Source organism: Sphingomonas sp. 37zxx (assembly GCF_000786205.1).
Lineage (GTDB): Bacteria > Pseudomonadota > Alphaproteobacteria > Sphingomonadales > Sphingomonadaceae > Sphingomonas.
Map to the genome: position 1 here is coordinate 1 of NZ_JROH01000013.1, position 25660 is coordinate 25660.

Annotated in this window: 19 protein-coding genes, 1 tRNA gene and 1 pseudogene; 14 read left to right on the forward strand and 7 right to left on the reverse strand. The window is 63.7% G+C overall.

Features of this window, described 5'->3' with window-relative positions:
* A partial coding sequence (locus QU44_RS07980; RefSeq protein WP_033921402.1) for a TolC family protein occupies nt 1–1122 on the reverse strand: 1122 nt, incomplete at its 3' end.
* A gap of 87 nt (nt 1123–1209) precedes the next feature.
* A complete protein-coding gene (locus QU44_RS07985; RefSeq protein ID WP_033921405.1) occupies nt 1210–1461 on the reverse strand; it encodes an EF-hand domain-containing protein in 252 nt (83 codons plus the stop codon).
* Nucleotides 1462–1634: 173 nt separating this feature from the next.
* On the opposite strand from QU44_RS07985, the gene QU44_RS07990 reads away from it, so the two are divergent.
* The 5 genes and pseudogenes from QU44_RS07990 to QU44_RS18960 form a co-directional block, all read left to right on the forward strand.
* On the forward strand, nt 1635–2249 hold the full coding sequence (locus tag QU44_RS07990; RefSeq protein ID WP_052134483.1) for a TetR/AcrR family transcriptional regulator: 615 nt from the start codon (nt 1635–1637) through the stop codon (nt 2247–2249).
* Nucleotides 2250–2418: 169 nt separating this feature from the next.
* Nucleotides 2419–3147: a 4-hydroxy-tetrahydrodipicolinate reductase gene (gene dapB / locus QU44_RS07995; protein ID WP_033921431.1), complete on the forward strand. Its 729-nt coding sequence runs from the start codon at nt 2419–2421 to the stop codon at nt 3145–3147.
* Nucleotides 3148–3175: 28 nt separating this feature from the next.
* A complete protein-coding gene (gene nth / locus QU44_RS08000) occupies nt 3176–3844 on the forward strand; it encodes an endonuclease III (RefSeq protein ID WP_033921406.1) in 669 nt (222 codons plus the stop codon).
* A gap of 45 nt (nt 3845–3889) precedes the next feature.
* Nucleotides 3890–3966, forward strand: a tRNA-Arg gene (locus tag QU44_RS08005).
* 94 nt (nt 3967–4060) lie between these two features.
* Nucleotides 4061–4270: pseudogene (locus QU44_RS18960) on the forward strand (hypothetical protein); the annotation flags it as partial.
* Here QU44_RS18960 and QU44_RS08010 read toward each other — a convergent pair.
* Nucleotides 4244–4615 (reverse strand): sigma 54-interacting transcriptional regulator, encoded by a 372-nt coding sequence (locus QU44_RS08010; RefSeq protein WP_033921407.1) that lies wholly within the window; start codon nt 4613–4615, stop codon nt 4244–4246. The pseudogene QU44_RS18960 and the gene QU44_RS08010 sit on opposite strands and share 27 nt — an antisense overlap.
* Nucleotides 4616–4755: 140 nt before the next feature.
* Between QU44_RS08010 and QU44_RS08015 the strand changes: the two genes are divergently transcribed.
* The 6 genes from QU44_RS08015 to QU44_RS08040 all read left to right on the forward strand — a co-directional run bounded on the left by QU44_RS08015 (nt 4756) and on the right by QU44_RS08040 (nt 15123).
* Nucleotides 4756–9309 carry a Calx-beta domain-containing protein gene (locus QU44_RS08015; protein WP_081987924.1) on the forward strand — a complete coding sequence of 1518 codons (4554 nt, stop codon included), beginning with the start codon at nt 4756–4758 and terminating at the stop codon, nt 9307–9309.
* Nucleotides 9310–9576: 267 nt separating this feature from the next.
* The gene (locus QU44_RS08020) at nt 9577–10290 is read left to right on the forward strand and encodes a cytochrome b/b6 domain-containing protein (protein ID WP_052134485.1); all 714 of its coding nucleotides are present in this window, start codon (nt 9577–9579) and stop codon (nt 10288–10290) included.
* A complete protein-coding gene (locus QU44_RS08025) occupies nt 10283–10984 on the forward strand; it encodes a VIT1/CCC1 transporter family protein (RefSeq protein WP_033921410.1) in 702 nt (233 codons plus the stop codon). The genes QU44_RS08020 and QU44_RS08025 overlap by 8 nt, the downstream gene beginning before the upstream one ends.
* 225 nt (nt 10985–11209) lie before the next feature.
* Nucleotides 11210–11830: an OB-fold-containig protein gene (locus tag QU44_RS08030; protein ID WP_033921412.1), complete on the forward strand. Its 621-nt coding sequence runs from the start codon at nt 11210–11212 to the stop codon at nt 11828–11830.
* 36 nt (nt 11831–11866) lie between these two features.
* Nucleotides 11867–13630 (forward strand): flotillin family protein, encoded by a 1764-nt coding sequence (locus tag QU44_RS08035; RefSeq protein WP_052134493.1) that lies wholly within the window; start codon nt 11867–11869, stop codon nt 13628–13630.
* A 164-nt stretch (nt 13631–13794) separates the two neighbouring features.
* Entirely contained in the window at nt 13795–15123 is a 1329-nt protein-coding gene (locus QU44_RS08040) for a Gfo/Idh/MocA family protein (RefSeq protein ID WP_033921413.1), read from the forward strand.
* Between the two features lie 179 nt (nt 15124–15302).
* On the opposite strand, the gene QU44_RS08045 is transcribed toward QU44_RS08040, so the two are convergent.
* The gene (locus QU44_RS08045) at nt 15303–16190 is read right to left on the reverse strand and encodes an endonuclease/exonuclease/phosphatase family protein (protein WP_052134487.1); all 888 of its coding nucleotides are present in this window, start codon (nt 16188–16190) and stop codon (nt 15303–15305) included.
* 82 nt (nt 16191–16272) lie between these two features.
* Here QU44_RS08045 and QU44_RS08050 point away from each other — a divergent pair, with 82 nt between their 5' ends.
* Complete coding sequence (locus QU44_RS08050) at nt 16273–17607, forward strand: MFS transporter (protein WP_156141026.1); 1335 nt, start codon at nt 16273–16275, stop codon at nt 17605–17607.
* Here QU44_RS08050 and QU44_RS08055 read toward each other — a convergent pair.
* The gene (locus QU44_RS08055) at nt 17559–18320 is read right to left on the reverse strand and encodes a DeoR/GlpR family DNA-binding transcription regulator (protein ID WP_033921438.1); all 762 of its coding nucleotides are present in this window, start codon (nt 18318–18320) and stop codon (nt 17559–17561) included. The genes QU44_RS08050 and QU44_RS08055 overlap by 49 nt on opposite strands.
* Before the next feature lie 208 nt (nt 18321–18528).
* Between QU44_RS08055 and QU44_RS08060 the strand changes: the two genes are divergently transcribed.
* A complete protein-coding gene (locus tag QU44_RS08060; RefSeq protein WP_081987925.1) occupies nt 18529–21342 on the forward strand; it encodes a TonB-dependent receptor in 2814 nt (937 codons plus the stop codon).
* Nucleotides 21343–21461: 119 nt separating this feature from the next.
* Nucleotides 21462–22649 carry a histidine-type phosphatase gene (locus QU44_RS08065; RefSeq protein WP_033921418.1) on the forward strand — a complete coding sequence of 396 codons (1188 nt, stop codon included), beginning with the start codon at nt 21462–21464 and terminating at the stop codon, nt 22647–22649.
* A gap of 19 nt (nt 22650–22668) precedes the next feature.
* Here QU44_RS08065 and QU44_RS08070 read toward each other — a convergent pair whose 3' ends face one another.
* Together QU44_RS08070 and QU44_RS08075 are read right to left on the reverse strand one after the other, a co-directional pair.
* Nucleotides 22669–23709 (reverse strand): DUF2332 domain-containing protein, encoded by a 1041-nt coding sequence (locus QU44_RS08070; protein WP_033921419.1) that lies wholly within the window; start codon nt 23707–23709, stop codon nt 22669–22671.
* Between the two features lie 82 nt (nt 23710–23791).
* Nucleotides 23792–25639, reverse strand: a complete 1848-nt coding sequence (locus QU44_RS08075) for a methyl-accepting chemotaxis protein (RefSeq protein WP_033921420.1) — start codon at nt 25637–25639, stop codon at nt 23792–23794.
* Nucleotides 25640–25660 lie beyond the last annotated feature (21 nt).

Below are 25660 nucleotides of genomic sequence, written 5' to 3' on the forward strand. Positions count from 1 at the left end.
CACCCTCCCGCGCAGCGGGTTCGTGCTTCCATGATCGAACAGCGGCAGGGTCAAGGACAGGCCGTTGCTGATCAGCCTTTTGTCCCAGCTGAACAAATTGGTGAGCGACGAATCCCCCACCGTCGTCGCGCTGAACCCGATCGCGCCGCGCAACGAGAAGGCGGGGTAGAGGCTGGCCTTGGCGCTTTTGAGCCGGGCATATTGCGCGCGGGCGACCAGCTCGGCTTCCATCACATCGGGCCGGGCACGCAGCAGATCGCGCGGCACCCCCGGATCGGGCGACGCCGGGGGCAGCGGGATCACCGCCGGACGATCGAGCAGCGGCGCAGCCTCGGCTTGGGTCATCCCCGCGAGCAGCGCGACGGCATGGCGAGCCTGCGCCACCGCGGCCTTCAGCGCGGCGACCTGCGCGTCCTGCTGGCTGGCAGCGATGCGTGCCTGCGCTGGATCGCCCGCATCGGTGGCACCGCTGCGGCGGCGCGCTTCGGCCAGCGCAACGCCGTGGTGCATCGCCGCCGCCGCACCCTGAGCGATCGCCAGCCGCGCCGCATTGGTGCGATACTGGACATAAGCATTGGCCACCTGCCCGATCAGCGAAACCAATGCGGCGCGATAATCCTGCTCGGCACCCAGATGGGCATAGGCGTCGGCGCGCGCCGCATTCTTGGCACGGCCCCAGAAATCGAGTTCCCAACTGCTGCCGATCTGAAGCTGGGCATAGGCGATGCCGGGACCGACATTGGTCAGGGTCTGCGCCAGTTCGGGCGGGAGCCGATAGTAATTCAGGCCGCCGCTCGCCCCGGCCTGGGGTTTGCGCGCCGCACCAGAGATCCGCGCCTGCGCGCCCGCCTGCGCCACCTTGGCGGCGGCGGCTTGCAACGTCGGGCTGACGGAAACCGTATGGACGATCAGCGCATCGAGCGCGGGACCACCCAGCGTCCGCCACCAATCCTGGCGCGGCGGCGCGCCTTCCGGCCCAGCGTCGGCGATCCAATCGGTGTCCAGCGATACCGGTAATAGCGGCATGGCACCGCCGGTCGAACAGCCCGACAATAAGGCGCAGGCGATAGTGGCGACGCACGCGATATGCGACGCTCGGCGGGCCGCAACCTGCCGCTTCATGACATGGCGCGCGATGGCGTCCTCCCCCCGAGACCAACGGGACCGGTCGCCCGGCCCCGTCGCATTGCTCGCCTCAAGACGTGATGGTTAGCGCTTCATCACGGCGATGATTTCACTCTCGGTAACATAGCCCTTCTTGTCGCGATCGATCCTGGTGAAGTTGTTGGCGACCCGCGGCATCCCGACCTTGGCCTCGCCCAAGGTCAACTTGCCGTCGGAATCCTTGTCGGCGCTCTTGAACTTGGCGGAGATCTGCTCGCCGGTCTGCGCCAGCGCGGCCGATACTGGCATGGTGCAACCAATCGCGGCCAGCGCGACAGAAAAAAGGATGAATTTCATAGATTTTCCCTCATATTTAAAACACTCATACTTGTCGGATTGCGCGTCCTGGCGCTATCGACACGTTACTGGTAAGTAACGATGCTAAGACTAGGCGGCGTGTTGATGCAGCACTACTCGCTTTCGCCTACCGACTGAGGGGCGGTTAATCTGTGACGCAACCATCTGGCTTTATGCGGAAACGTCCCGCGCAGCGGCGGGCATTGGCGACGTTTGACACGCTGCTCGACGCCACGGCTCAGCTTTTGAACGAGATCGAGTTCGACGACCTCAACACCAATCGCATTGCCGATCGCGCCGGCTATTCGATCGGCACGCTCTACGCCTACTTCCCCGACAAACAGGCGTTGGTCCGCGCCTTGGCGCTGCGCGAAATCCAGCGCAGCGGGGAGAAGCTGGACCAGCTCATCGCGCAGCACCAAGCCGACAGCGTAGAGCCGCTGGTACGCGCGCTTGCCCGGACGATGATCGCGTTCTTCGCCGGCCGGACGGCGCTGCGGCGGCGGGTGATTGTCGTCGTGGGGCTCGATGCGACGCTGCATAAGGAGATAGAGGTGCTGGTCGAACGGATGACCGATCGGCTGCTTGACGCCGTGCGGGCCAATCGTGACGCGATTTATCCCGAACGCCGTTTCCTGCTGCTGCGGACGATGCTTTGGCCGGTCCGGCTTGCCACGCTACAAGCGCCGCACCTGCTGCAATCGCCCGCGTTTGAGAACGAGCTTGTTACCTCGACAACCGCCTTGCTGCTGCCCTGGATCGGAACGGCGGGCGGGCAAGGTTCCTAAGGATAGCGCCAAGTCCCGCCGACCGTCGCGCATCCGAATGCCCTTACCGGCCCTTGCGGCATTTGTAAGACCTGTCGCGCGCGCGCGGTTTCTGCCATTAGGCCGCTGAACGCTACGGCAGCCTGCCCAATCGGGCGGAGCGGACCGGGCAAGACGAATGAGGGTGCGCGTGACGGCTATCGGAATTTATGGCAGCCTGGGCCGGATGGGCCAGTCGATCGTCGCGGCGATGCCCGCATATAATGCCGAACATGCCGGCGGCGTCGATGTCGGCCAAGACCCGGCACCGCTGGCGCAGGCTAGCGACGTGCTCGTCGATTTCTCCTCGCCCGCCGCGCTCGAGGCGCATCTGCATGCCGCCCGCGCTGCCGCCACGCCGATCATGATCGGCACCACCGGGCTGAACCAGCGCCATCACGACCTGATCGACGCCGCCGCCGCCGACATCGCGGTGCTCCAGACCGGCAACACCTCGCTCGGCGTCGCGCTGCTGTCGGCGCTGGTGCGCGATGCCGCCGGGCGGCTGGGGCTCGATTGGGACATCGAGATTGCCGAGATGCACCACCGCGACAAGGTCGATTCGCCATCGGGCACTGCGCTGATGCTGGGTGAGGCGGCTGCCGAAGGCCGGGCGATGCTGCTGTCCGAATCGAGCGTCGTCGGTCGCGCCGGGCTGGTCGGCGCGCGCGCACGCGGGACGATTGGCTTTTCCAGCCTGCGCGGCGGCACGGTCGTCGGCGATCACATGGTGGTGTTCGCTGGCGACGGTGAGCGGATCGAACTGTCGCATCGCGCCGAGGACCGCGCGATCTTTGCCCGCGGCGCGGTGCAAGCGGCGTTGTGGCTCGCGAAGCAACCGCCGGGGCGCTATACGATGGATCAGGTGCTGGGACTGTGAGCCAGGCCTTGGTGCCGGGGAGTCAGCGTTGAAAAAGGCCGATGTGGTCGAATTCTACGCGCGCTTGGCAGAGGCCAATCCGCATCCTGAGACCGAGCTGGCCTATACCAATCCCTATACGCTGCTGGTCGCGGTGGCGCTGTCGGCGCAGTCGACCGACATCGGCGTGAACAAGGCGACGCGCGCGTTGTTTGCCGGCGTCGACACCCCCGAACAAATGGTCGCGCTGGGGATCGACGGGCTGAAACAGCATATCCGCACGATCGGGCTGTTCAACACCAAGGCCAAGAACGTGATCGCGCTGAGCGAGGCGCTGATCGCCGAGCATGGCGGCGAAGTGCCACAGGATCGCGCCGCGCTCGAACGCTTGCCCGGCGTCGGGCGCAAGACCGCCAATGTGGTGCTCAACACCGCATTCGGCCACGAAACCTTCGCCGTCGACACCCACATCTTCCGCGTCGGCAACCGCACCGGGCTGGCGCCGGGCAAGACCGTGCTGGCGGTCGAACTACGGCTCGACAAGGCGACCCCGCAGCCCTTCCGGCTGCACGCGCATCACTGGCTGATCCTGCATGGCCGCTATATCTGCAAGGCGCGCACCCCCGAATGCTGGCGCTGCCCGGTCGCCGACCTGTGCCGCTTCCGCCCCAAGACCCCAGCGCCCAAGGCGAAACCAGCGATGACGGCGCAAGCATGAAACCCACTGGCGCATCGCGCGCGGCTTTGCTAACCGGGCCATCCGGCACCCGTAGCTCAGCTGGATAGAGCGCTGCCCTCCGAAGGCAGAGGCCACTGGTTCGAATCCAGTCGGGTGCACCACTAAAATCAAAGACTTAAGCCACGTAGGCACCACGCTTGCGGGGTGCGCGTGTCAGTTATGTGTTCGCTACGCCTCCAAAGGCGAGGCGCGATCATGACGATTGAGCAGGACACCTCGCCCCTTTTCGGGCGCAAGCCACTTAAGTTGGTCACGGGCGGCGGCGATCATCCAACCGCGTGGGCGCTCCCGCTGGTCGACGCCACGCAGTGGATCGATCGCGAGCCCCCCGGCCGCGAGTTTGTGGTAGACGGATGGCTTGCCCGGGGAACCGCTGCGCTACTGGTTGGCGAGGACGGTGTAGGCAAATCCTTGCTCGCTCAGCAGCTCGCAACTTGCGTTGCGGCGGATCATCGCCTGCTCGTCGAGGCCCAGTTCGCCGATCTCGTCGAGAAACAACATGCCCTTGTCGGCGGCGCGCAGCAGCCCCGGACGGTCGGCAACGGCACCGGTAAAAGCACCCTTGCGGTGGCCGAACAGCGCCGACATCGCGCTACCACCCTTCAGTGTCGCGCAATTCACTTCGACGAAAGGGCCGGTGACCTGATGCTTGAGCCGTTTGCGTTCATAGATGCGGCGCGCCAGCAGGCTCTTGCCTGTGGGCCACTCAGCGGGGGCCAGATCAACCGCACCCGGGGTTCGCGCAGCCAAACCCGGGCAGATGCCTGACAGAGCAGCCGCCCAAACTTGGTTACCAACGGCATAACATAATTGTCATGATCCACGCCTAGCGTCTGCCGAAACCATCCACGGCACAACCAGTTGCGGACCGCAAAGCAGGGGCTCAAAACATGGCACAACGTGGAGATATCGCAATTATTGGCTTTGGCGCTGATACTGGCGTCAAATCTTTTGCGTTCGTCGTGCTTGCCGATCTGGGTGGCGAAACGATCCATTTCACCGACAATGGCTGGACCGCCGCAGGCACTTTTCGCGCGAATGAAGGCACCATCGCCTACACCATTCCCGAAGGCACGCCGATCGGGACCGTCATCACGATTTCAGGACTGACGGGCCAGTTCAATCCCTCCACCACCGGCGACCAGATCCTCGCTTATGTCGGCGATGCGTCGGCTCCGATATTCCTGTTCGCAGTCGATTTCGCCGATGGCAATGCGAGTTTCGCTGGCGACGCTACCAATGCCAACACCAGCGCCGTGCCACGCGGCCTTGTCGAAGGCGTCGATGCACTCGCATTCGGGGCGGACAACGCCGCATACAACGGCCCCGTCAGCGGCACCGCGGATCAGCTTCGCGCTGCGATCGCCGATCGCGCGAACTGGGTGGAAAATGACACCGCAGGCGTCGCCTATCCCGCCAGCTTCAGCGTCGCGACCGGCCTGCCCGGTAGCTTTACCGTCGCCGATGTCAGCATCGACGAGGGCGATAGCGGCACGACAGCGATGACGTTCACGATCGAGCGCATCGGTGGAAGCGCTGGCACCGCGACGATCGACTTCTCGGCGTCGCTCGGCACCGCGCAGAGCAACGACTTCGCCGGTGCCTTGCCTTCGGGAACGCTTTCCTTTGCCGACGGAGTCACGAGCCAGACGGTGACAATCCAGATTGCTGGCGAGACCCTCGTCGAAGATAACGAAACGGTTACACTGACGCTGTCGAACGCCACCGGGGGTGCCACGATCGATCGTGCGGTTGCTACAGGAACCATCGCGAATGACGATGTCTCGGTCGGTGGTGCCGATCCGTTCATCAACGAATTTCATTATGACAATTCGGGCGGTGATCTTGGTGAATTCGTTGAAATCGCGGGTGTCGCTGGAACTGATCTGACGGGATGGCAGATCATATTGTACAACGGCAATCCGGCGCAGCGCACCGTCTATAACACCATCACATTGTCGGGCATCATTCCCGATCAGGCGAACGGATTTGGCACCATCAGTGTCTCCTATCCCGCCAATGGCCTCCAAAACGGAAATCCAGGCGGCACCGAGCCCGACGGTATCGCCCTGGTCCGCCCCGACAATAGTGTTGCCGAGTTCATCAGTTACGAAGGCAGCTTCACTGCCGCCAATGGTCCCGCCGCCGGGCTGACCAGCGTCGATGTCGGCGTGTCCGAAGACGGAACGCAAAACGGCACGTCGATCGGTCGTGTCGGCACCGGCACCCAAGCGGCGGATTTCACATGGGCGCTGATCGGCGGTGATACGCCGGGTGGCATTAATGCGGGACAGGGCTTCATCGCCGCGGCCCCGCGAGTGACGATCGGCGATGTGCGTATCGAAGAAGGCGATAGCGGTGTCCGCACCCTCGCCTTTACCGTGATACGCTCAGGGGGCCTTGAAGCCTTTACTGTTGGGTACGCCACTGCCCCGGGCACGGCTACACCCGGCGAAGATTATGTCGCAACCAGCGGCACGGTAAGCTTCGAGGAAAATCAGACCACAGCGCGCGTCGAGATCGCGTTGATTGGCGACACCCTTATCGAAGGCGACGAAACCTTCTTCCTCAACCTGTCAAACCCGACCAACGGGGCGATCCTCGATGATGCACAGGCAGAGGCAGTGATCCTCAATGATGACGGATTGGCTGCCAATCTGTCGATTGGCGATGCGAGTGTCCTTGAAGGCAATAGCGGTGAAACGGTGATGAGTTTCACCATCACGCGCAGCGGCAGTATGGGTGCGGTTTCGGTAGCGTATCAGACGGTCAATGGCACGGCAGTCGCCGGCAGCGATTATGGTGCAGCGTCAGGCGTGGTCAGCTTTGCCGAAGGCCAGTCCAGCGCCACGATCGACATCATCGTCAACGGCGATACAAATCGTGAGCGTGACGAGACGTTCGCCGTCGAGCTTTTCGATCCAAGCCAAGGCGCGGCAATTGCCAATGGCAGCGGCACCGGCACTATCATCAGCGATGATTTCTTCCGCATCAGTGATGTCCAAGGCAGCGCGCATTTCAGCCCGATCCTCGCTGCGGAGGGCAATTTTGCGTTCAACAGCATGTCGATGACCATCGTCACCGTGCAGGCCGTCGTCACCGCGGTCGATGGGACGGGCACGCGCCAGGGCTTTTACCTGATGGAAGAAGCCAACGATTGGGACAGCAGCCCGCTGACCTCCGAAGGCATCTTCGTGATGACGCGCAACGATGCAAATGTCGGCACGACGCTGAATGCCTTCGCCCCCGATCTCCAAGTGGGCGATGTCGTCACGGTTACCGCGCGCGTGATGGAATATCAGGCGTTCGGCAATCTGCCGCGCACGATGCTCGTCGACACGCTCGGGTACGACATCGTTTCCCGCGGCGCGGCATTGCCCGAATATGTGCTTGATGGCACCGCCGGTCGCGCAATCCCCAATGCCATTTTGACCAGCGAGAACCCTGATTATCTCGACAGCGGAGATGGCACCGGCTTCGACCCTGCTACCGAGGCACTCGATTTCTTCGAAACCGTCGAAGGCATGCGCATCACGATCCCGGACATGGTGGTGGCAGATGGCTTTGTCAGCGTTTCTGGCGGCGATCCGTTCTTCAAGGCCTATTCGACCGTCCATGCCAATGCCGACCAGATCAACGACCGTGGCGGCTATACCATCGCGGGTGATCCGCCCTTGTCACCGCCCGATACCGAAACCCCGCTCGACGATACGCGCCAGGGCGGTAGCTATCTGCACGATGGCGACATCAATCCCGATATCATCGAGCTGGATTTCAGCGACTTCGCGATTTCGGCACCCGCCGGCCTTGCCGAGGCGGTGTCGATGGGTGACAGCCTTGGCGACGTAACGGGCATCCTCGACTTCGATTTCACCGACCTGAAGCTCTTCGTCACCGAGCCCGTGGCGTTGATCGACGATACCACACCCGAGCGTGAAACGACCACGATCATCAAGGACGCGCGCGCGCTGAGCTTCGCCACGTTCAACGTCGAAAATCTCGACCCCGGTGACGGTTCCGCCCGTTTCGCTGCCATCGCCGATGCCATCGCCAACAACCTCAACGCGCCCGATATTCTGTCGATCGAGGAAATTCAGGACAATAATGGTGCGGCCACCGGCGATGGCACATCGCCCACCGGCAGCGATGCCGCACAAAGCTGGCAGATGCTGGTCGATGCGCTCAACGCTGCGACGGGCGAGCAGTATCAATGGGTCGATGAGCTGCCCGATTACAACGCCGAGGGTGGTCAGCCGGGCGGCAACATCCGCGTCGGCTTTCTCTACAACACCAATCGGGTCCAGCTTGGCGATCTGGCCGCCGACGCCACGATTGAGGAGCGTCGCCAGTTCACCGATCGTATCGGCGACGGCACGCGCGACGCAGGCGATCGCATTGCCTTTGACGACAGCATGATTGCGGACCAGATCAATGCCGCGGACTGGTCGAATACCCGCAAATCGCTGCTCGCGCAGTTCACGTTCAATGGCAACGACGTGTTCGTCACCGCCAATCATCTGCCGGCAAAGGGGGGTAGCGGGCAATTTTGGCAGATCGACCAGGATTTGGCGGGCGGCGATCCTGTCAATAATGGCTGGGCCAAGCGCAACGAGGTGGCCGAGGATCTTTGGACGATGCTCGACACCATCCAGCGCGCCGATAGCGGCAATCGAATCATCGCCGGCGGCGACTATAATGATTTTCAATTTTATCGTCCGCTCGAAGTGGCGACCGGATATGTCGATGCCGATGGCAATGCACGGACCGGCGGGTCGCGTTTCGACAATTTGACCGTGACCAAGTTGAGCGAAGCCGAACGATATACCTACACCTTCGACGGGCGCTCACAGGCGATCGATCATGTGCTGGTCGATCAACAACTGGGGGCGGTCGCTGAATATGATGTCGTTCACATCAACACCGGATTTAACTCACGCAGCGGCGAAAATCCGGCCCTGTCGGATCACGACCCGGCACTCGCACAGTTTGATTTCCGTGATTTCGCCGAAACGCTAAGCGGCCTGGCCGGGGACGATGTGCTGCTTGGCTTTGGTGGCGACGACATCATCGATGGCGGGTCCGGACGCGACTGGATCGAGGGTGGCGCGGGCGATGACCGGCTGCGTGGCGGGGCCGATGGCGATGTCTTCTTCTTTGACAATCGCAGCGATACCGGGCGCGATATCGTTCTCGATTTCGATCGCGACGATCTGCTGGTGACCAGTGCGCCGATCTTCGATTCGAACCGTGACGGTACGATAGACTTCGGTCGCAATCGCGTTCTCGATCTCGCCGATGGCAGCACCTTAACCGTCCGCAGCGAAACGGGCGCAGCAATCCGTGCCCTCGAGTTTGACGGAACTGTCACTCGCGATGGCCTGACCTATTATGTCTATAGCCGTGTCGGATCGTCGGTGGGTGTCGACCATCTGTTTGGGGAATAGACGATCAAGCCGCCGGGCCTTTGACTGGCCCGGCGGCATAAATAACGGTATTGAATAACAATTCGCGTCGACCCAGACGCATGACACCCGCCCCGCCCCGACCACAACCGATACCATCAGGCTATTTGGTTTGAGTAACGGCGATGGAATCCCTGCTCCGCAACCTGCGGTAAACCCGCATAGTGAGTAGGTTTAGAATACGGCATGAGCCCGTCAGGCCGAGGTCAGGATCATCCTGCATAGCTGTCTCCTGAAAGGAGACCGAATATGAACCGAGCAACGATTGCGGCGCCGACCATCCCGAAGACCATTGGGGTCTGGGATCTGCCGGTGCGGCTATTCCACTGGCTGCTGGTGGCGATCATCCTTGTCTCGTTCCTGTCCGCCGAGGAGGATAGCGGCCTTGCCGCCTGGCATTTTCCCGCGGGATGGATCGCGGCGGTGCTGATTGCATTTCGCCTCGCATGGGGATTTGTCGGCGGCGAGCACGCGCGGTTTGCCGGTTTTCTGAAGCCCGCACGGCTGGCGCATCATATCGGCGGCTTGTTTTCGGGTAAGCCGGAACGGTCGATCGGTCATAACGCGCTGGGCGGCATGGCGATCGTCGCACTTCTCGGGACGGTCGCGGGCATTATCTACACCGGTGCCACGATGCAGGGCGATGCGGGGGAGGAACTGCACGAGACGCTTGGCAACATCCTGCTCGGCCTGATCGCGCTGCATGTCGTCGGCGTGGTCGTGATGTCGCTGCTCACGAAGGACAATCTGGTCGCGGCGTTCATAACCGGTCGAAAGCGTGCCGATTTACATCCCGGCATGCCCGACGCCCGGCCACCTGCCCGGTTAGCAGTCCCGGTCGCGGCGCTGGCAATAGGGGCCGCAGCCTATGGCGTCACACTGATCGATCCGGTCGGGTTCAACCCCGGCGCACATGCACAGGGCGAAACGACTGGCGACAAAGGAGAGGGCAGCGATGACTAGACTGGCCATGCACCACGAACGGCACCTGATGTCGCGCGTGGGGTGGCTGCGTGCCGCAGTGCTGGGGGCGAATGACGGCATCGTCTCGACCGCCAGCTTGATTATCGGCGTTGCCGCAGCGGCTGCCCCGCCCGCGGACATATTGATCGCGGGCACGGCGGGGCTGGTCGCCGGTGCGATGTCGATGGCGGCGGGCGAATATGTCTCGGTCAGCTCGCAATCGGATACCGAACAGGCCGATCTGGCGCGCGAGCGGACCGAGTTGGCCGACGATGTCGATGCCGAGATCGATGAACTCGCGGGAATTTATGAACGGCGCGGCGTCGATCGCGCGACCGCCGAAACCGTCGCCCGCCAATTAATGGCCAAGGATGCGTTGGCGGCGCATGCACGCGACGAACTGGGCATTTCGGACATGACGACGGCGCGGCCCGTTCAGGCGGCGCTTACCTCGGCGGCAACCTTCACCGCGGGTGCGGCCCTGCCGCTGGCGATCGTCCTCATCGCACCAGCAGCTTTGCTGGTCGGAGCCGTTGCAATAGCCTCGCTCGCCTTCCTCGCGCTGCTCGGTGCGCTTGGCGCCGGCGCGGGCGGTGCGCCGATCATGGCATCGACCATCCGCGTTACCTTTTGGGGGGCATTGGCGATGGCGCTTACGGCTGGCATCGGAAGGCTGGTCGGTACGGCCGTGTGACGACCATTCCGCCAAAGGGCGGCCCCCAAATTCAGGCGGCAAGCATTGGCTGTCGGCGGCTCAATCACTGTTGATCGCGGCCGCAAAGCGAAACGCTGTCTGACAATGGCTGAATCCAGGCTCTAGCGTTTACACGGCGGCTCGTTAACATGGGGCGGCGGCTGCCCGGCGGGCGGCATGGATCGCGGTCGACGCGACTTGATAAGGGCCGGGGGTATCACGCGAATGCTGGCGTCGTTTTTGGCACCTGAATATGCGCCATTCGCGATCGCGCTGGCGGTGATGATCGGTATCGGCCTGATCGAGGGCATCGGGCTGGGGCTTGGTCATTTCGACCTCGAAACCGGTATCGATGGCGATGCGGAAGGCTCCAGCCTGCTCGGCTGGTTCGGGCTTAGCGGCGAACTGCCGATCCTGATCTGGCTGACCTCGTTGCTCGGCTGCTTCACCCTGTCGGGCGTCGCGATTCAACAGGGCGCGACGTCCTTGCTGGGCGAACCGCTGCATTGGGGCCTTGCCGTCGGTGGCGCGGTGCTGATCGGTGCGGTCCTCAACGGCTTTGCCGCCAACGGGCTGGCGCGGATCATGCCGGGATATGAATCAACCGTCATCTCGTCCGACGATTTGCTTCGGCAACGCGGCCGGATTCTGGAGGGCGCGGCGCGGCGGGGGCATCCCGCGCGCGCGAAAATCGTCGATCATCACGGGCAGGCGCATTTCGTCATGGTCGAACCGCACGACGATGGCGGCATGATCCGGCAGGGGCAGACCGCGCTGCTGGTCAGGCGAAAAGGCGGCATTTTCTATGCCTTGCCCGACGATGACACCGTACTGCAATCGATCTGATCTATCGTCATGATTCAGTCTTTGGGGAGGCCATTGGTGCCAGCATCACTTGTTACCGTCATGATCTATGCCGGCACCATCCTGTTCGCGCTCGTCGTGATCGGCATCATCCTCACGCGCCTCTATCGCCGCGCTACCAAGGACGTGGCGCTGATCCGCACCGGCTTTAGCGGGGAGAAAGTCGTGCTCAACGGCGGCATCATGGTGATACCGGTGCTGCATGAGCTGATGCAGGTTCGCCTGACGACGGTGAAGCTCGAGGTATCGCGGCTCAACAAGGACGCGCTGATCACGCTCGACAAGCTGCGGGTCGATGTCGTCGGGCTGTTCCATATCAAGGTGAAGCCCGACGCGGAATCGATCGCCGCCGCCGCGCAGACGCTTGGCGATTCGGTGAACAGCCCCGATGCGGTGAAGTCGCTGCTCGACGGCAAGCTGGTGTCGGCGCTGCGTTCGGTCGCCGCGACCATGACGATGGAGCATCTCCACGCCAACCGGGCCGATTTCATCCAAAAGGTGCAGGAGGCGCTGATGACCGACCTGGACATGAACGGATTCCAGCTTGAATCGGTCAGCATCACGCATTTCGACCAGACCGCCTTTGAGCATTTCAACGAAAACAACGCATTCGACGCCGAGGGTCTGACCGTGCTGACCCGCACGATCGAAGAGCGCAAGAAGATCCGCAACGACATCGTCGCGACCAACCGGGTCGAGATCGAGCAGCGGAATCTGGATGCCAACAACCAGTCGCTCGAAATCGCGCAGGCCGCAGAGCAGGCGCGGCTGTTGCAGGAACAGACGCTGGCGGCGCGCCGCGCTGAACAGGCGACCGCGATCGCAACGGCTGAGGCCGAACAAACCCGCCTTGCCGAAATTGCGCGGATCACCGCAATGCAGGCGCAGACCGTGGCGCAGACCGAAGCCGACAAGGTCATCCAGACCGCGACGATTGCGCGCGACGGCGCGATCCAGACCGCGACGATCGAACGCGACCGGACGATCGAAATCGCGCGCATCACCACTGCGGTGCAAACCGCGCAAAAGTCCGAAGAGGAATCGACCGCCGCCGCCGCCGCCAACGAAGCGCGCGCGCTTGCCGTTCGCGCCGAGGAAAGTGTCGCCACCGCCAAGGCCACCGAAATCGCCAACCGCAACAAGAATGTCGCGGTCATCGCCGCCACGCAGCGCGCGCAGGAAGAAGCGGTGGGCATCACCGTCGCCGCGACAGCCGAGAAGGAAGCCGCCGAAGCGCGAGCAAGCGCAATGCGAACCGAAGCCACCGCAGAAGCCGACGCCGAAAAGGCGCGAGCCGAAGGGCGCGAGGCGGCGTTCAAGGTCGATGCCGCCGGTCAGGCCTCGCTCAACGAAGCGACCAACCTTTTGAATGACAAGCAGACCGCGTTGCTGGTGCGCCGTGCGATGCTAGAGGCGCTGCCAGCGATCATCGCAGCGGCAAGCAAGCCGATGGAAAATATCGACAAGATCAGCATCCTCGATGCTCGTGGGCTGCATGGCGACAATGGGGGTGATGCCGGTGCCACCGCTGGCCACAGCAACCTTGCCGATGCCGCGGTCGCTGCGGCGATGCGTTATCGCGTCGGCGGGCCATTGATCGATGGCTTGATGGCCGAATTGGGCATGGATGGCGGGTCGCTCAACGGCTTGCTCGCCGGAAGCGGCTCAGCAGCGAACGTGGTGCAGCCGCCGGTGCAATCGAATGGTGCCCTGCCGCCTGCCACGTCGAGCGCGATGCACGCCAATGGCGGCGCGGCCCCCGCATCGGGTTCGGCTGGCTGAATCAGAATAATGCGATAGCCTGAACAGGCCCGCGCTGGTCCTGTATTCGCCACGCCCTCGACTGCGCCGCGTTGCCGCTCCACTGCTCAAGCCACCAATTCCATCCTTGCGGCACAGAGTTTTACCGCTACCAATACCCAATAAGAATCAGGGAGAGGACCAAGATGACCACCAGCTTCGATCGCCGCAGCCTGCTGGTCGGTGGCCTCGCCGCATCCGCCGCCACCGTCATGCCGCTCAGCGAAGCCTTTGCGCAGCGCCGGCGTACCACCTCTGCCAATGACAAGGTTCAGGTGGGCCTGATCGGGTGCAAGGGCATGGGCTGGTCCAACCTGACCGCCATGTGCAAGGGGGCCGATGTGACGCCCGTCGCGCTTTGCGACGTCGATGCCAAAGTCCTGGCCCAGCGCGGCGGCGAACTGAAGGAAGCGTCGGGTCGCGCGCCGCGGCTGTATGACGATTATCGCCGCATGCTCGACGATAAATCGGTGGATGCGGTGATCATCGCCACCCCCGATCACTGGCACGCGCTCCAGCTGATCGACACGATGTCGGCGGGCAAGGATTCCTATTGCGAAAAGCCGCTCGGCAATTCGATCGCCGAATGTCGCGCGATGGTCGCCGCCAAACAGCGCCATGATCGCGTGGTCCAGGTCGGCCAGTGGCAGCGCAGCAATCAGCATTGGGCCGATGCCATCGCGCATGTCCATGCCGGCGGCATCGGCCGCGTGCGCAAGGTGAAGGCATGGGCCTATATGGGCTGGATGAAGCGCGTCGCGCCCCAGCCGGACCAGGCGCCGCCGCCGGGCGTCGATTATGACCGCTGGCTCGGCCCGGCACAGCAGCGCGCGTTCAACCCCAACCGATTCCACTTCAGCTGGCGCTGGTATTGGGATTATGCTGGCGGCCTGATGACCGATTGGGGCGTCCACCTGATGGACATCGCTTTGCTGGGCATGAAGGCACAGGTGCCAAGCGCGGTCAGTTCGCTCGGCGGTGCCTATGGCTATCCCGATTCGGCCATGCAGACACCCGACACCCAGACCGCGCTGTATGATTTTGGCGACTATTCGGTGGAATGGGAACATGCCGTCGGCATCAGTCATGGGCCATTTGGTGGCCGGGATCACGGCGTGGCGTTTGTCGGCGAGACCGGCACGCTGGTGGTCGATCGCGGCCAGTGGCGCGTCTTGCCGGAAATGAGCAACGACAAGCCGCTGACTCGGGAAATCCCGATCACGCCCGCGACCGATAAGGGGCTTGATCGGCACACGGCGGATTTCATCGCCTGTGTGAAGGATCGCGCCCGCACTCCCGCCTGCCCCATCGAATCAGCCGCCAACACCGCCATCGTCTGTCAGATGGGCAACATCGCATGGCGTACCGGGCGCAAGGTCGAATGGGACGCGGTGGCGGGCCAGTTCAAGGGCGATGCCGAGGCCAACGCGCTGATCACCCCCCAATATCGCGCCCCCTATCGCCTGCTGATTTAGATGCGGCCAGCCGCCTAGTGGATTGATTTTGACATTCGCATCCCGCCTGCGGCACGCTCTCGCTGCGAATGTCAAAATCATAAAATCCACTAGAATCACATAATTGCTAGTGGCCCTGGAGATTCTGACATTTGCTCCTGACTGAGCCGAAGGGGGTAGCAAATGTCAGAATCGGACCACTAGTCGCCCGCGCACCCTTGCCCGTGCGGGTTCGGCCTGGCCGGCACCGTCGTTTCGGCTGGATTGAGGTCCGCCACCACCGGGAAATGATCCGACGGATAGTGGCCGCCGCGATGATCGGTCGGCACACGGGCGGTGACGGAGGTGAAATCGCGGACGAAGATGTAATCGATCCGGCGATCGGCGACGCCGGTAAAGTCATGATAGGTCATGGCCGGGCCGATCCGCGCCGCCGCCGCGGTCCAGGCATCGGTCATGCCGCCGGCCATCGCCCGATAGGCATCGGTGGTTGGCAGAGCATTCAAATCGCCGGTCACGATAGCCGGCAGCTTGCCCGCGATCATCGGCATCCGCGCAAGCAGCAGCCGCGCCGAACAGGTGCGGGCGGCATCGTCTTCGGCGCGATGTGCGAAATGGGTGTTGAACAAAACGAAGCGCGTGCGCGCCGCGTTGCGCGTTTCAAATTCGCCCCAGGTCACCATCCGGGGCAGATTCACGCCCCAACTGCTGCTGCCTGCGACATCGGGCGTGGTGGACAACCAGAAATCACCCTGCCGGATCAGCCGCAGCCGGTCGCTTCGCCACAAAATGCCCATATGCTCGTCGCTATGCAGACCGCGCCGATCGCGTCCGAACCAGCGATAGGCCGGCAGCGCCCGGACGATGGCATCGCCCTGCAACGCGAATAATTCCTGCGTACCGATCACATCGGCATCGGCGGCGCGGATCGTGTCGATCAGGATCGGTTCGCGGCTGGCCCAGTTATCGGCTTCATCGCCAAAGCTTGGGTAGCGCACATTGAAGCTCATCACCCGCAGCGGCTGGGCAATGGCGGGATGCGCGGCGAAGCACGTCAGCACCAACACCAAACGAACAAACTTCAGCATGCAACCTCCTGAACCATCATAGCCAACCAGCCGGCGCGCCGCCCGTCGCGCTGCTGTCATATCCGCGCGGCATGGCGTGATCGTGACGCCATCCGCAAGCCCCGCCCTCGACCGCCGCTTCCTGCATCTGGCGCTGACCGAAACGGCGGAGCGCTTTTCGCTGCACGGCATGAAAGCGCTGCTGACGCTGTATCTGGTCAATCACGTCCTGGCGCAGAACCCGGCTGATTATGTCGGGCTGACAAGCCTGCGCGCGGCGGTCGAGGGGGTGACGGGGCCGCTGACCCCGCTCGCCTTCGCGTCGCAGCTCTATGGTCTGTACGCCGCACTGACCTATCTGGTGCTGCCGGTGGGCGGATGGATCGGCGATCGCTGGATCGGCAGGCGCGGCGCGGTGATCGCTGGCGCGCTGCTGATTGGCGGCGGGCATTTGTGCCTTGGCATCGAACGGTGGCTGGTGCCCGGATTGGCGCTGGTGATCCTGGGCACCGGGGCGATGAAGGCCAATTTGTCGGCGCAAGTGGGTGCCCTGTTTCCGCCAGGCGATGCCCGGCGCGAACGCGCGCTTGCGATCTATCTGGCGTTTTTGAATGTCGGCGTGATGCTGGGGCCGCTGGTGAGTGGCTGGCTGGCACAGCGCTGGGGCTGGCGCTATGGCTTTGGTGCTGCGGCGGTAGCGATCGGCGTGGCGCTGCTGGTGTATCTGCGCGCACCGCCGGGGCCGGACGGGCAAGCCCAACTCCGCCCGAACAATCCGGCAGCGACCCAACCCCGACAGGACGGATCGATGGCGGCGGCGGTGGCTGCGATCCTGGTCACGATCCTGGCCTTTTGCGCATATGAGCAAGTGTCGAACCTGTTCCTGGTCTGGGTCGATCGCGCGGTGCAGCCCCGGATCGGTGATTTTGCCGTGCCCGCTGCCTGGTTCGTGGCTGCCGATGGCCTGTTCACGATCCTGCTGGTCATCGCCGTCGCCGCCATCGGCCGCTGGCGTGCCCGGCGCGGGCTGGCGATGTGGTCGGCTGGCTGGTCGCTGATGGCGGGATGCGCCGCGATGGTCGCGGGCTATGGCGTGCTGGCGATCGGCGGGGCACATGTCGGGACAGCGCTTGCGGCGTTGATCCTGCTCGATCTTGGCGTCGTGCTGGTCTGGCCGGCGGCGCTTGGCATCGTTACCGGCGCGGCGACCTCGGGGCGAGCGGGCATGATGGTGGGCATGTTCTTCCTGCACGGCTTTGTCGCCAATCTGGTGGTGGGGCGGATCGGCGGCTGGTATGAAACCATGTCGCCATCGGCATTTTGGCTGCTGCATGCCGCGATTGCGGGCGGGGCGTTGCTGTTGGCCGGCGCGACCCGGCACATCATCGATCAGCAGGTCACCCATTCGACCCCGGCTGCGGCTGCGGCGGCGGCATAGCGATCATCGATCGCGCGATCGGTAACGATCCGCTCGACCTGTGCGAAGCTTGCCACCGCGACGATGCTGGCGCGATCGAACTTCGCCGAATCGACCGCCATCGTCGTGCGCTGCGCCTGGCCGATCATCTGGCGGCACACCTCACCCTCGCCGACATGGTAATTGGTGAAGCCCGCCTGCGGATCGATCGATTCGGTCGATATGATCGCCAGCGCGGGGCGGAACTGCGCCAGATAGCCCCGCGCCGTCGCATCGAAAAACGCGCGATAGCGATCGTCCAGTTCGCCCCCGGCCAGATATAGCCGGTTGCCGTTGCGCCCGCCCAGTTCAGCGGCGATGCCCAGCGCGTTGGTCACCACGGTCAAGTCGCGCTTGCTCCGCAGCGCCTGCGCCACATAAAATCCGGTCGAGCTGGCATCGAGGAACAGGCTTTCGCCATCGTCGATCGCGTTGGCAATGGCGGCCGCGATACGCTGTTTGGCCTGGGCATTGCGCTGTAGCCGCGTTTCGAACGGCCCCTCCTCCACCGACTTGGCCAGCCTTGCGCCGCCATGAATCCGTTCGATCAGGCCGTCGGATTCGAGCAGCCGCAATTCGCGCCGCACGGTTTCATCGGACACCGTCAACAGCCGCGCCATCTCGCCGATGCCGCGCGCCTCCCCTTGCGTCAGCAAATCGAGAATTTCCTGACGGCGATCGCGGCGTTTCATCATGGCCGCAGCATATCGGATCGCCAAAGGTCCGCAACCAATCATCGCCAAACAAACATCAAACCATCATTATTTGAGCATTGCCGTGGGTTTAAGGCCCCGACGGCGCGAGAATCGCGCATATAGTCACAAAAATGTTGCATATCCGCCGTACAGGCGCAGCTAGCGGGGCATCGAACCCCGTTTCAGCTTTATATCCCGAGGGGGGACCATGACGTCGATCCACACACCGACCTTGCGTCGGAGGCACACCCGCGCGCGCGCACTTTCCAATGCGGCGACTGGCCGCGCTTTGGCGCTGGCCGCGCTGCTGTTGCCCGCCACCGCCTTTGCCCAGACCGCCGCACCCAGCGACGCCGACACGCAAACCGCCAGTGAATCACTGACCAGCGACATCGTCGTCAACGGTCGTCGCCAGCGCACCGCGCTGATCGAAGAACAGGCGGCGATTGCGACGATCGACATCATCACCACCGGCGACGTCGCGATCCATTCACAGACCGGCATCGCCGATCTGGCAAAGATGCTGCCGGGCATTTCGGTCAGCCGCGACCAGGGCCGCAACCAGAGCGCGACCGGCGAGGCACAGTTCGTCACGATCCGCGGTTTCGACACCGGTTATAACGCCTATACGCTCGACGGGCTTCGCCTGCCGCAGACGTCGGGCAACAGCCGCGCCATCTCGCTGAACCTGTTTTCGCCCTTCGCGATCGGCGCGATCGCCGCCGACAAGACGCCGGGCGCGGCCAAGGATGCCGATAGCATCGCCGGCATCATCGATCTTCGCACCCCCACCGCCTTCGATTTCGCGCGCAGCTTCACCCGCGCGCGCGTGCTGGGCCAGGTTGCCGGCCTCGCACTCGACCGCGAACAGGAAGCCTTTGGCGGCGCGATCGGCCTCGACGCGGCGCGCCGGTTCGGCAGCGCTGGCGAATTCGGCATTTATGTCGCCGGTTACTTTGAAGAGCGCGGCAATGCCGCCGAATCGACCGCAGTGCAGAATGATTACAAGACCACCCGCTTCGACGTCGGCACCGCGCGCGCCAACGCCGATGCGCTGTCAGCCGATGGCGTGCAGTGGAATTTCTACAACAACAAGATCAAGCGCTATGGTGCCACCGGCTCGCTCGACTATCGCGGCGAAACGCTGCAGCTGTTCGGACGGGTCAATTATGCCACCTATCTGAACACCAACACGATGAACCAGACCGGCCTGCGCAACGAAACGACCAGCGGCCAGTCGAGCGGCAACCCGCTTCGCACACTCCGCAACGGCTCGACCACGCGCGCCTATAGCGCCGATGGCGTCTACACCCCGATGGGGGTCAATCCGGCCAGCTATTTCCGCACCGAGGATGTCGAGCAGGAACTATTCTCGGCCCAGATCGGCGCAAAGGCCGAATCGAACGGCTTCTTCGTATCGCTGGAGGGTGCCTATGCCGATGGCCGGTTCGATCAGCCCAATCGGATCGAGGCGGCGTTTCGCGGGATTTCGTATAATGGCACCGCCACCAACACCGGTGCCGCGACCGAAGGCGTGCGCGTCGATCTGTCCAATCCCAAATCGCCGCGTCCGATCCTGTCGCCGGGGGCGACCGCCTATGTCAGCTCGCTGGATCGCCCGACGCAAATCTATGTCCAGCGCGGCTATGACTATCTGAGCGAAGTCAAGAAAACCGCCAAGGCCAGCATGGGCTGGGGCGGCGATAGCTGGCTGAACCGGATCGAGATCGGCGGATTGTACGAAGATTCGGATCGCGACGGGCGCAGCCTGGCACCCGATGATACCCGGTATCGTTTCCAGACGCCGTTGCAGAACGGCACGATTCCAGGGCCGTCGGTGAACCAGTATCTGGGCTATGTGCTCAAGGATTTCCTGGATTATTACCCGGTGCGCCCGATCAAGGTGCTGTCCCGCACCCAGCTCGATTCACAGGCCGATTCGCTGGTTTCGATCGCTTCGGTGCCGCAGGCGACGCTGAATCGCGGGCTGCTCGAGGCCACCGAACAGCGTAAGGCGGCGTATATCACCACCACGCTGAAGCTGGGTTCGCTCGAGGTGATGCCCGGTGTGCGCTATGAAGATAACAGCTTCTCGGCGCGCTATTTCCTGTCCGACGCCGATGGTGCGCGCTTCGTGTCGGCTGGGCGCAGCTATGATCATGTCGATCCCAGCCTGCTGGCGGCCTGGCGGCCCAATGACCGCATCGTCGTTCGCGGCGCGGCCCGGTCGAGCTATGCCCGTCCGTCGTTCGACCTGATCGCCGGTCCCACCCGCATCACTCGTGATCCGGCGCAGAACAACGCGATCATCGCGATCACCCAGCCCAACCCCGATCTGAAACCGATCGAGGCATGGAGCTATGACCTGGGCCTGGACTATTATGGCGGGGTCGGCCGCTATTTCCAGATCGCGGCCTATTACAAGGATATGTCGAACTTCGTCGTCAACACCGCGACCAGAACGGCGGGCGAAACCATCGAAGGAATCGTCTATAGCCGCCCGATCAATGGCGGTGACGGCAAAGCCAAGGGCGTCGAGGCATCGGGCCGCTTCACCCTGGGCGACATGGTCGGCGGCGGCGTGCTCGGCAATTTCGGGTTCGGTGGCAACGTCACCTATCAGCAGACCGAGGCCAATTATATCATCCCCACCGGCGGGGTCCGCGAAACGCGCAGCAGTTCGCTGCCACAGGCACCCGACCTGATCTACAATGCCGAAGTTTTCTATGCCGACGGCGGGCTCCGCACCAATCTTTGGTATAATTACACCGGACGAGTGCTTGCTGCGGTGCAGGACAGCCAGCCCGACATCTATATCCAGCCGGTCGGTGAGCTGAACCTGGGCGCGGCCTATGCCGTGACCGACAATCTCGAAGTCGGCCTTTCGGCGCGCAACCTGCTCGATCAGCACACCTATTGGGCAACGGTAGGCAAGGAAAAAACCTATATCTCGAACGATCGCAACGGCGGCTATATGAAGACCGGGCGGGTGTTCAGCTTCAGCCTGACGATGAAGATGTAACCCAAATGTAACCAAAAGCATGTCCTGATTGCAGGGCGGCGAGTGCGGATACGCCGTCTCGTCGCCCTGTCCTTTTCGGATGCGCCGCATCCGATCCCATATTGCTATAGGCCGATCCCATGCATAACGCCCTTCGTCGCCTGACCGCCCTCACCGCTGCGGCGCTATCGTTGCTACCGATCGCCGCCGCCGCCGCGCCAAAGGTCGAACGGGTGGTGATGGTGATGCGGCACGGCGTTCGCGCGCCGATCAACGGCGAAGTGCCGGCCGACACGCGCGCCAACGGCAAATGGCCGGCATGGCCGGTCGCCCCCGAATATCTGACGGCGCATGGTGCCGCCGCAATCGCCTCGCTCGCCCGGCATGATCGGCATTGGCTGACCAGCAAAGCCTGCCCCGCACCAGACAGCGTCCGGGTGTGGACCAACACCCCACAGCGCACCATCGCCACCGGACAGGCTTGGGCCGACGCGCTGGCACCCGGCTGTGGCATAACGGTCGGCCATCTGGACGAACGCCGGGTCGATCCGCTGTTCGAACCGCTGCGCGCCGGCGCGACTGGATTCGATGCGACCCGCGCGGTTGCGGCGATCCAGGCCTATACCGGCGGCGTCGATGCACTGACCGCACGCCACGCATCGCTGATAGCGCGGCTCGACCAGGTGCTTGGGTGCGGCGACCCTTCAGGATGCAGCACGCCGGGACCGGCAACGCTGAAACCCTCGGCCAACGGCAACGGCATCGATTTCACCGGGCCGATCCGATCGACATCGGGCACCGCGCAAGTGCTGTTGCTGCAATATGCCGAGGGCATGCCATTGTCGCAGGTCGGCTTTGGCCGCGCCGACGCCGCGACGATCCGCGATCTGGGCGTGTTGCACGCCGCCTTGTTCGACGTGTTCGCCCGATCGCCCTATATGGCGGCGCACCAGGCCGGGCCGATCGGCCAGCACATCCTGACGACGCTCAACGCTAGCGACGGCCCGCGCATCGAAATGCTGGTCGGGCACGACACGAATGTGGCGGCGCTGGCGGCGGCGCTTGGCGTCGACCTCGATGCGACCGGCTTTGCCCGTAACGACGTCGCGCCGGGCGGCGCATTGGTTTTTGAGCGGCTGCGCGATGGCGACGCCCTGTTCGTCCGTTTGTCCTATCGGGTGCAGCCATTGGCCGCGATCCGTTCGGGCGCGGCAAGCGTGGAGCGGCAACGGCTCACCATCCCCGGCTGCAGCGAAGCTTGCCCGATCGACCGCTTCGCCGCCATCCTGCGCGACCGGATTGCGCCGCTCACCCAAACCGCCAAATAGCGGCCCCCAAGCGCCCGACCTACCCGCGCCAGTCGATCCAGCCACCATAAGCGTGGCAGCTCGCCAGCAATCGGGTCTGGCCATATGGCCAGGTGGTCAGCAGCAATTGCACATCGTCGCGCTGCGGGGTCCATTCGAAACTGATCCACGCCAGCGGGCGGCCCAGCGTGGCGCGCGCGCCTGCCTGGCGAATAGTGTCGGCGATGGCCTGGCGGTTTGCCGGGGGCAGATATTGCAGCACCATCGAATGGAATACGACGCGGCAGACGCCCTGTCGCTGCGGTTCGGCAAGGCGATCGATCAGCCACGGGCCGGCATCCTGGCAATCGACCCGCGGCGGGTGTTGCTGCGCCAGGTCGAGCGCCTGTTCCAGCCGGCGCGCCCGCTCGGGCTGGTCGGCCCAGATATAGGACAGCAGCCGATCGCGCGTCGCCAGATCACAGGCGCGCAATGGCTTGAGATCGGTGCCGCGCGCATCGACGATGTCGATCGGTGCCCCGACAAGCTGTGCGCCGGACCAGGTGGGTGCGACCCGAACCGGCGAATCGGCCTCGCCCGCTTTGGTGTTGCCCAACTGAAAAGCATAGCGGCCCAGATTGAGATTCAGGCCGCAGCTCGATCCGATCTCGAGCAGTTCGAAGGGCAGGCCAAAGGCGTGATGCGCCACCATCAGGGCAGCGGCGATAGCGCCTGACCGACCGACTTCGTTGGTTTGCGGCGTGTCGCGCAGCGATGTCGCGATGAACTGGTCATTCGCCGCCAGTGCTTCGCCGATCGCACCGTCGAAATCATCATGCTGCGTTGCATAGAGCGCCTGGAGCGCCGGCGGCTGACCCTTGCGGGCAAGCGCGTGGAGTGCCGCGTTGAAGCGCATCGCCACCGCATCGCACGAAGGGTCGCCCGGCCAGTTGCGGACCATCGCGGCGGTTCGCGGGGCGCGATCGAGCTGGCGCTGGCCAGCCTCGAGCACCGCTGCGACAAAAGGCGAGCCAAGATCGCGCGCAACTTTGGCATGACGCCACAACGCGCCCTGTTCAGGGATCGGTGCGTACATGTTCATATTGGTTCCCGTCCCCACTTGCGGGCAATTCGATTGGTCGGCGTCGCCCGGATCACCTGATCCGGGCGACGCGGCAACAGCATCAGAATGACTGCCAGTCATCCGTATCCGCCGCCGGGCGAACCAGCGCGGCTACCGCGGCAGCAGGAAGCTGCTTGGTTGCGCCAGAGAAGCGGACCTTGGTCGCATATCCGTCGATCGCCGCCGGCATGCCCACGTTGAAGCGGCCGGCATGTTCGGACAACCCGCGCACTTCGGTCGCCAGGTTGCGCGCGGCTGCCGATGTCTGCTCGACCATCGCGGCATTTTGCTGGGTCGCATGATCCATCGTCGCGATCGCCGAGCTGATCTGGGTGATCGCGCTCGACTGTGCCTGGTTGTCGCTGGCGATATTGCCCAGCAGTTCGTTCACTTCGACCACCCCGGTCGAAATATCTGCCAGTGCGCCATCGACCTTGTGCACCGCCTCGACCGCGGTGATGATGTCGGCCTGGGTAGCGCTCAGCTGGTCGCGGGCGCGGCCGGCTTCTTCCTCGGCGCGCATCGCCAGCGCCGAGACGAGATCGGCGACCACCGCAAAGCCGCGGCCCGCGTCGCCGGCCCGTCCGGCCTCGACCGCCGCGTTCATCGCCAGAACCCGCGTCTGGAACGCGATCTTGTCGAGCCCCTCGATCACGCTGTCGATGCCCTTGGCGCTGTCAGAAACGCGGCTCATCGCCTGCACCGCCTGATCGGCCGTGGTCCGGCCATCGGCGACGCTGGTCATCGTGCCGTTGGCGCGCTGGGCAGTGCGCGTCGCGGCTTGTGCCGTCGTCTTCAGGCGGGTGTCCATCTGCGTCACCGCTGCCGAGGTTTCCTCTAGGTTGGCAGCGTTGCTCTCGGTGCGGCGCGCCAGGTCTTCCGAAGCCTGGGCGATTTCACCCGATCCGGTGCGGATCGATTCGGTCGATTCCCGAACCGACGAGATCAGTTCGCGCAGCGACGACACCGCCGCGTTGAAATTGCTCTTCACCACCGCATAGTTGGACGGGAATTCGCGGTTGATCTCGGCGGTCAGATTGCCCTCGGCGACTTCGGACAGATGCGTCGAAATCGTGTCGACCACCATCTTCTGCTCGGCCTCGGCACGGGCAGAGGCGCGATCGGATGCATCCTTGGCGATGGCTGCATCGCGGAACACCAGCACGGCGCGGGCCATGTCGCCCAGTTCATCGGCGCGATCAACGTCGGGAACCGACACATCGTTATTGCCGGCGGCCAGATCGGCCATCGTCTTGGTCAGGCGCGACACCGGCTGTGCGATCAGGCGGGCAAGCATGAAGGCAAGCCCGATGGCGATCGCGATCAGCGCGATACCGCCGACGATCAGCACAGTGACCGCCGAGGCGATCGCACCCTTTTGCAGCGCCGAATTTTCATCGATCAGCTCAACCTGGGCCGAGCGGATGTCGCGCAGCGGCAGCACCGCGTCGCTGGTCAACACCGCCTTGCCCGCCGCGCGAACTTCGGCTTGTGCGGCTTCGCGCTCGCCGGATTTCACGCGCGAGATCAGGCGATCGCCCCAGTCCTTGCGCCAGGCAAGCGTCTCGGCGCGCGACTTCAACAGCGCGGCGCTGAGAGTCGGCTCGGTCAGCAGCTCCTCAAGCTCGATCGATGTCTTGTCATATTCGACCTGCGCCTCGTCATAAGACTTCAGATAGGTCGGGTCCGACGTTACCAAATAGCCACGCATCTGGCTGTTCTGCCGCAACAGCGACGTTTCGAGCGTCAGCGCCTTGGCATGGATTTCCTGGGCAAGGTTGTTGCTGTCGGATGCGTTGCGGATCGACGTGATGTTCGTGAAGAACACCGCCATCATCGCTGCGGCGGAAACGCAAATGATGAGGAACGATAGCGCCAGCTTCCTGGGTATCTTCATGGATTTGAACATTACGGGATCTCTCAGTCGGTA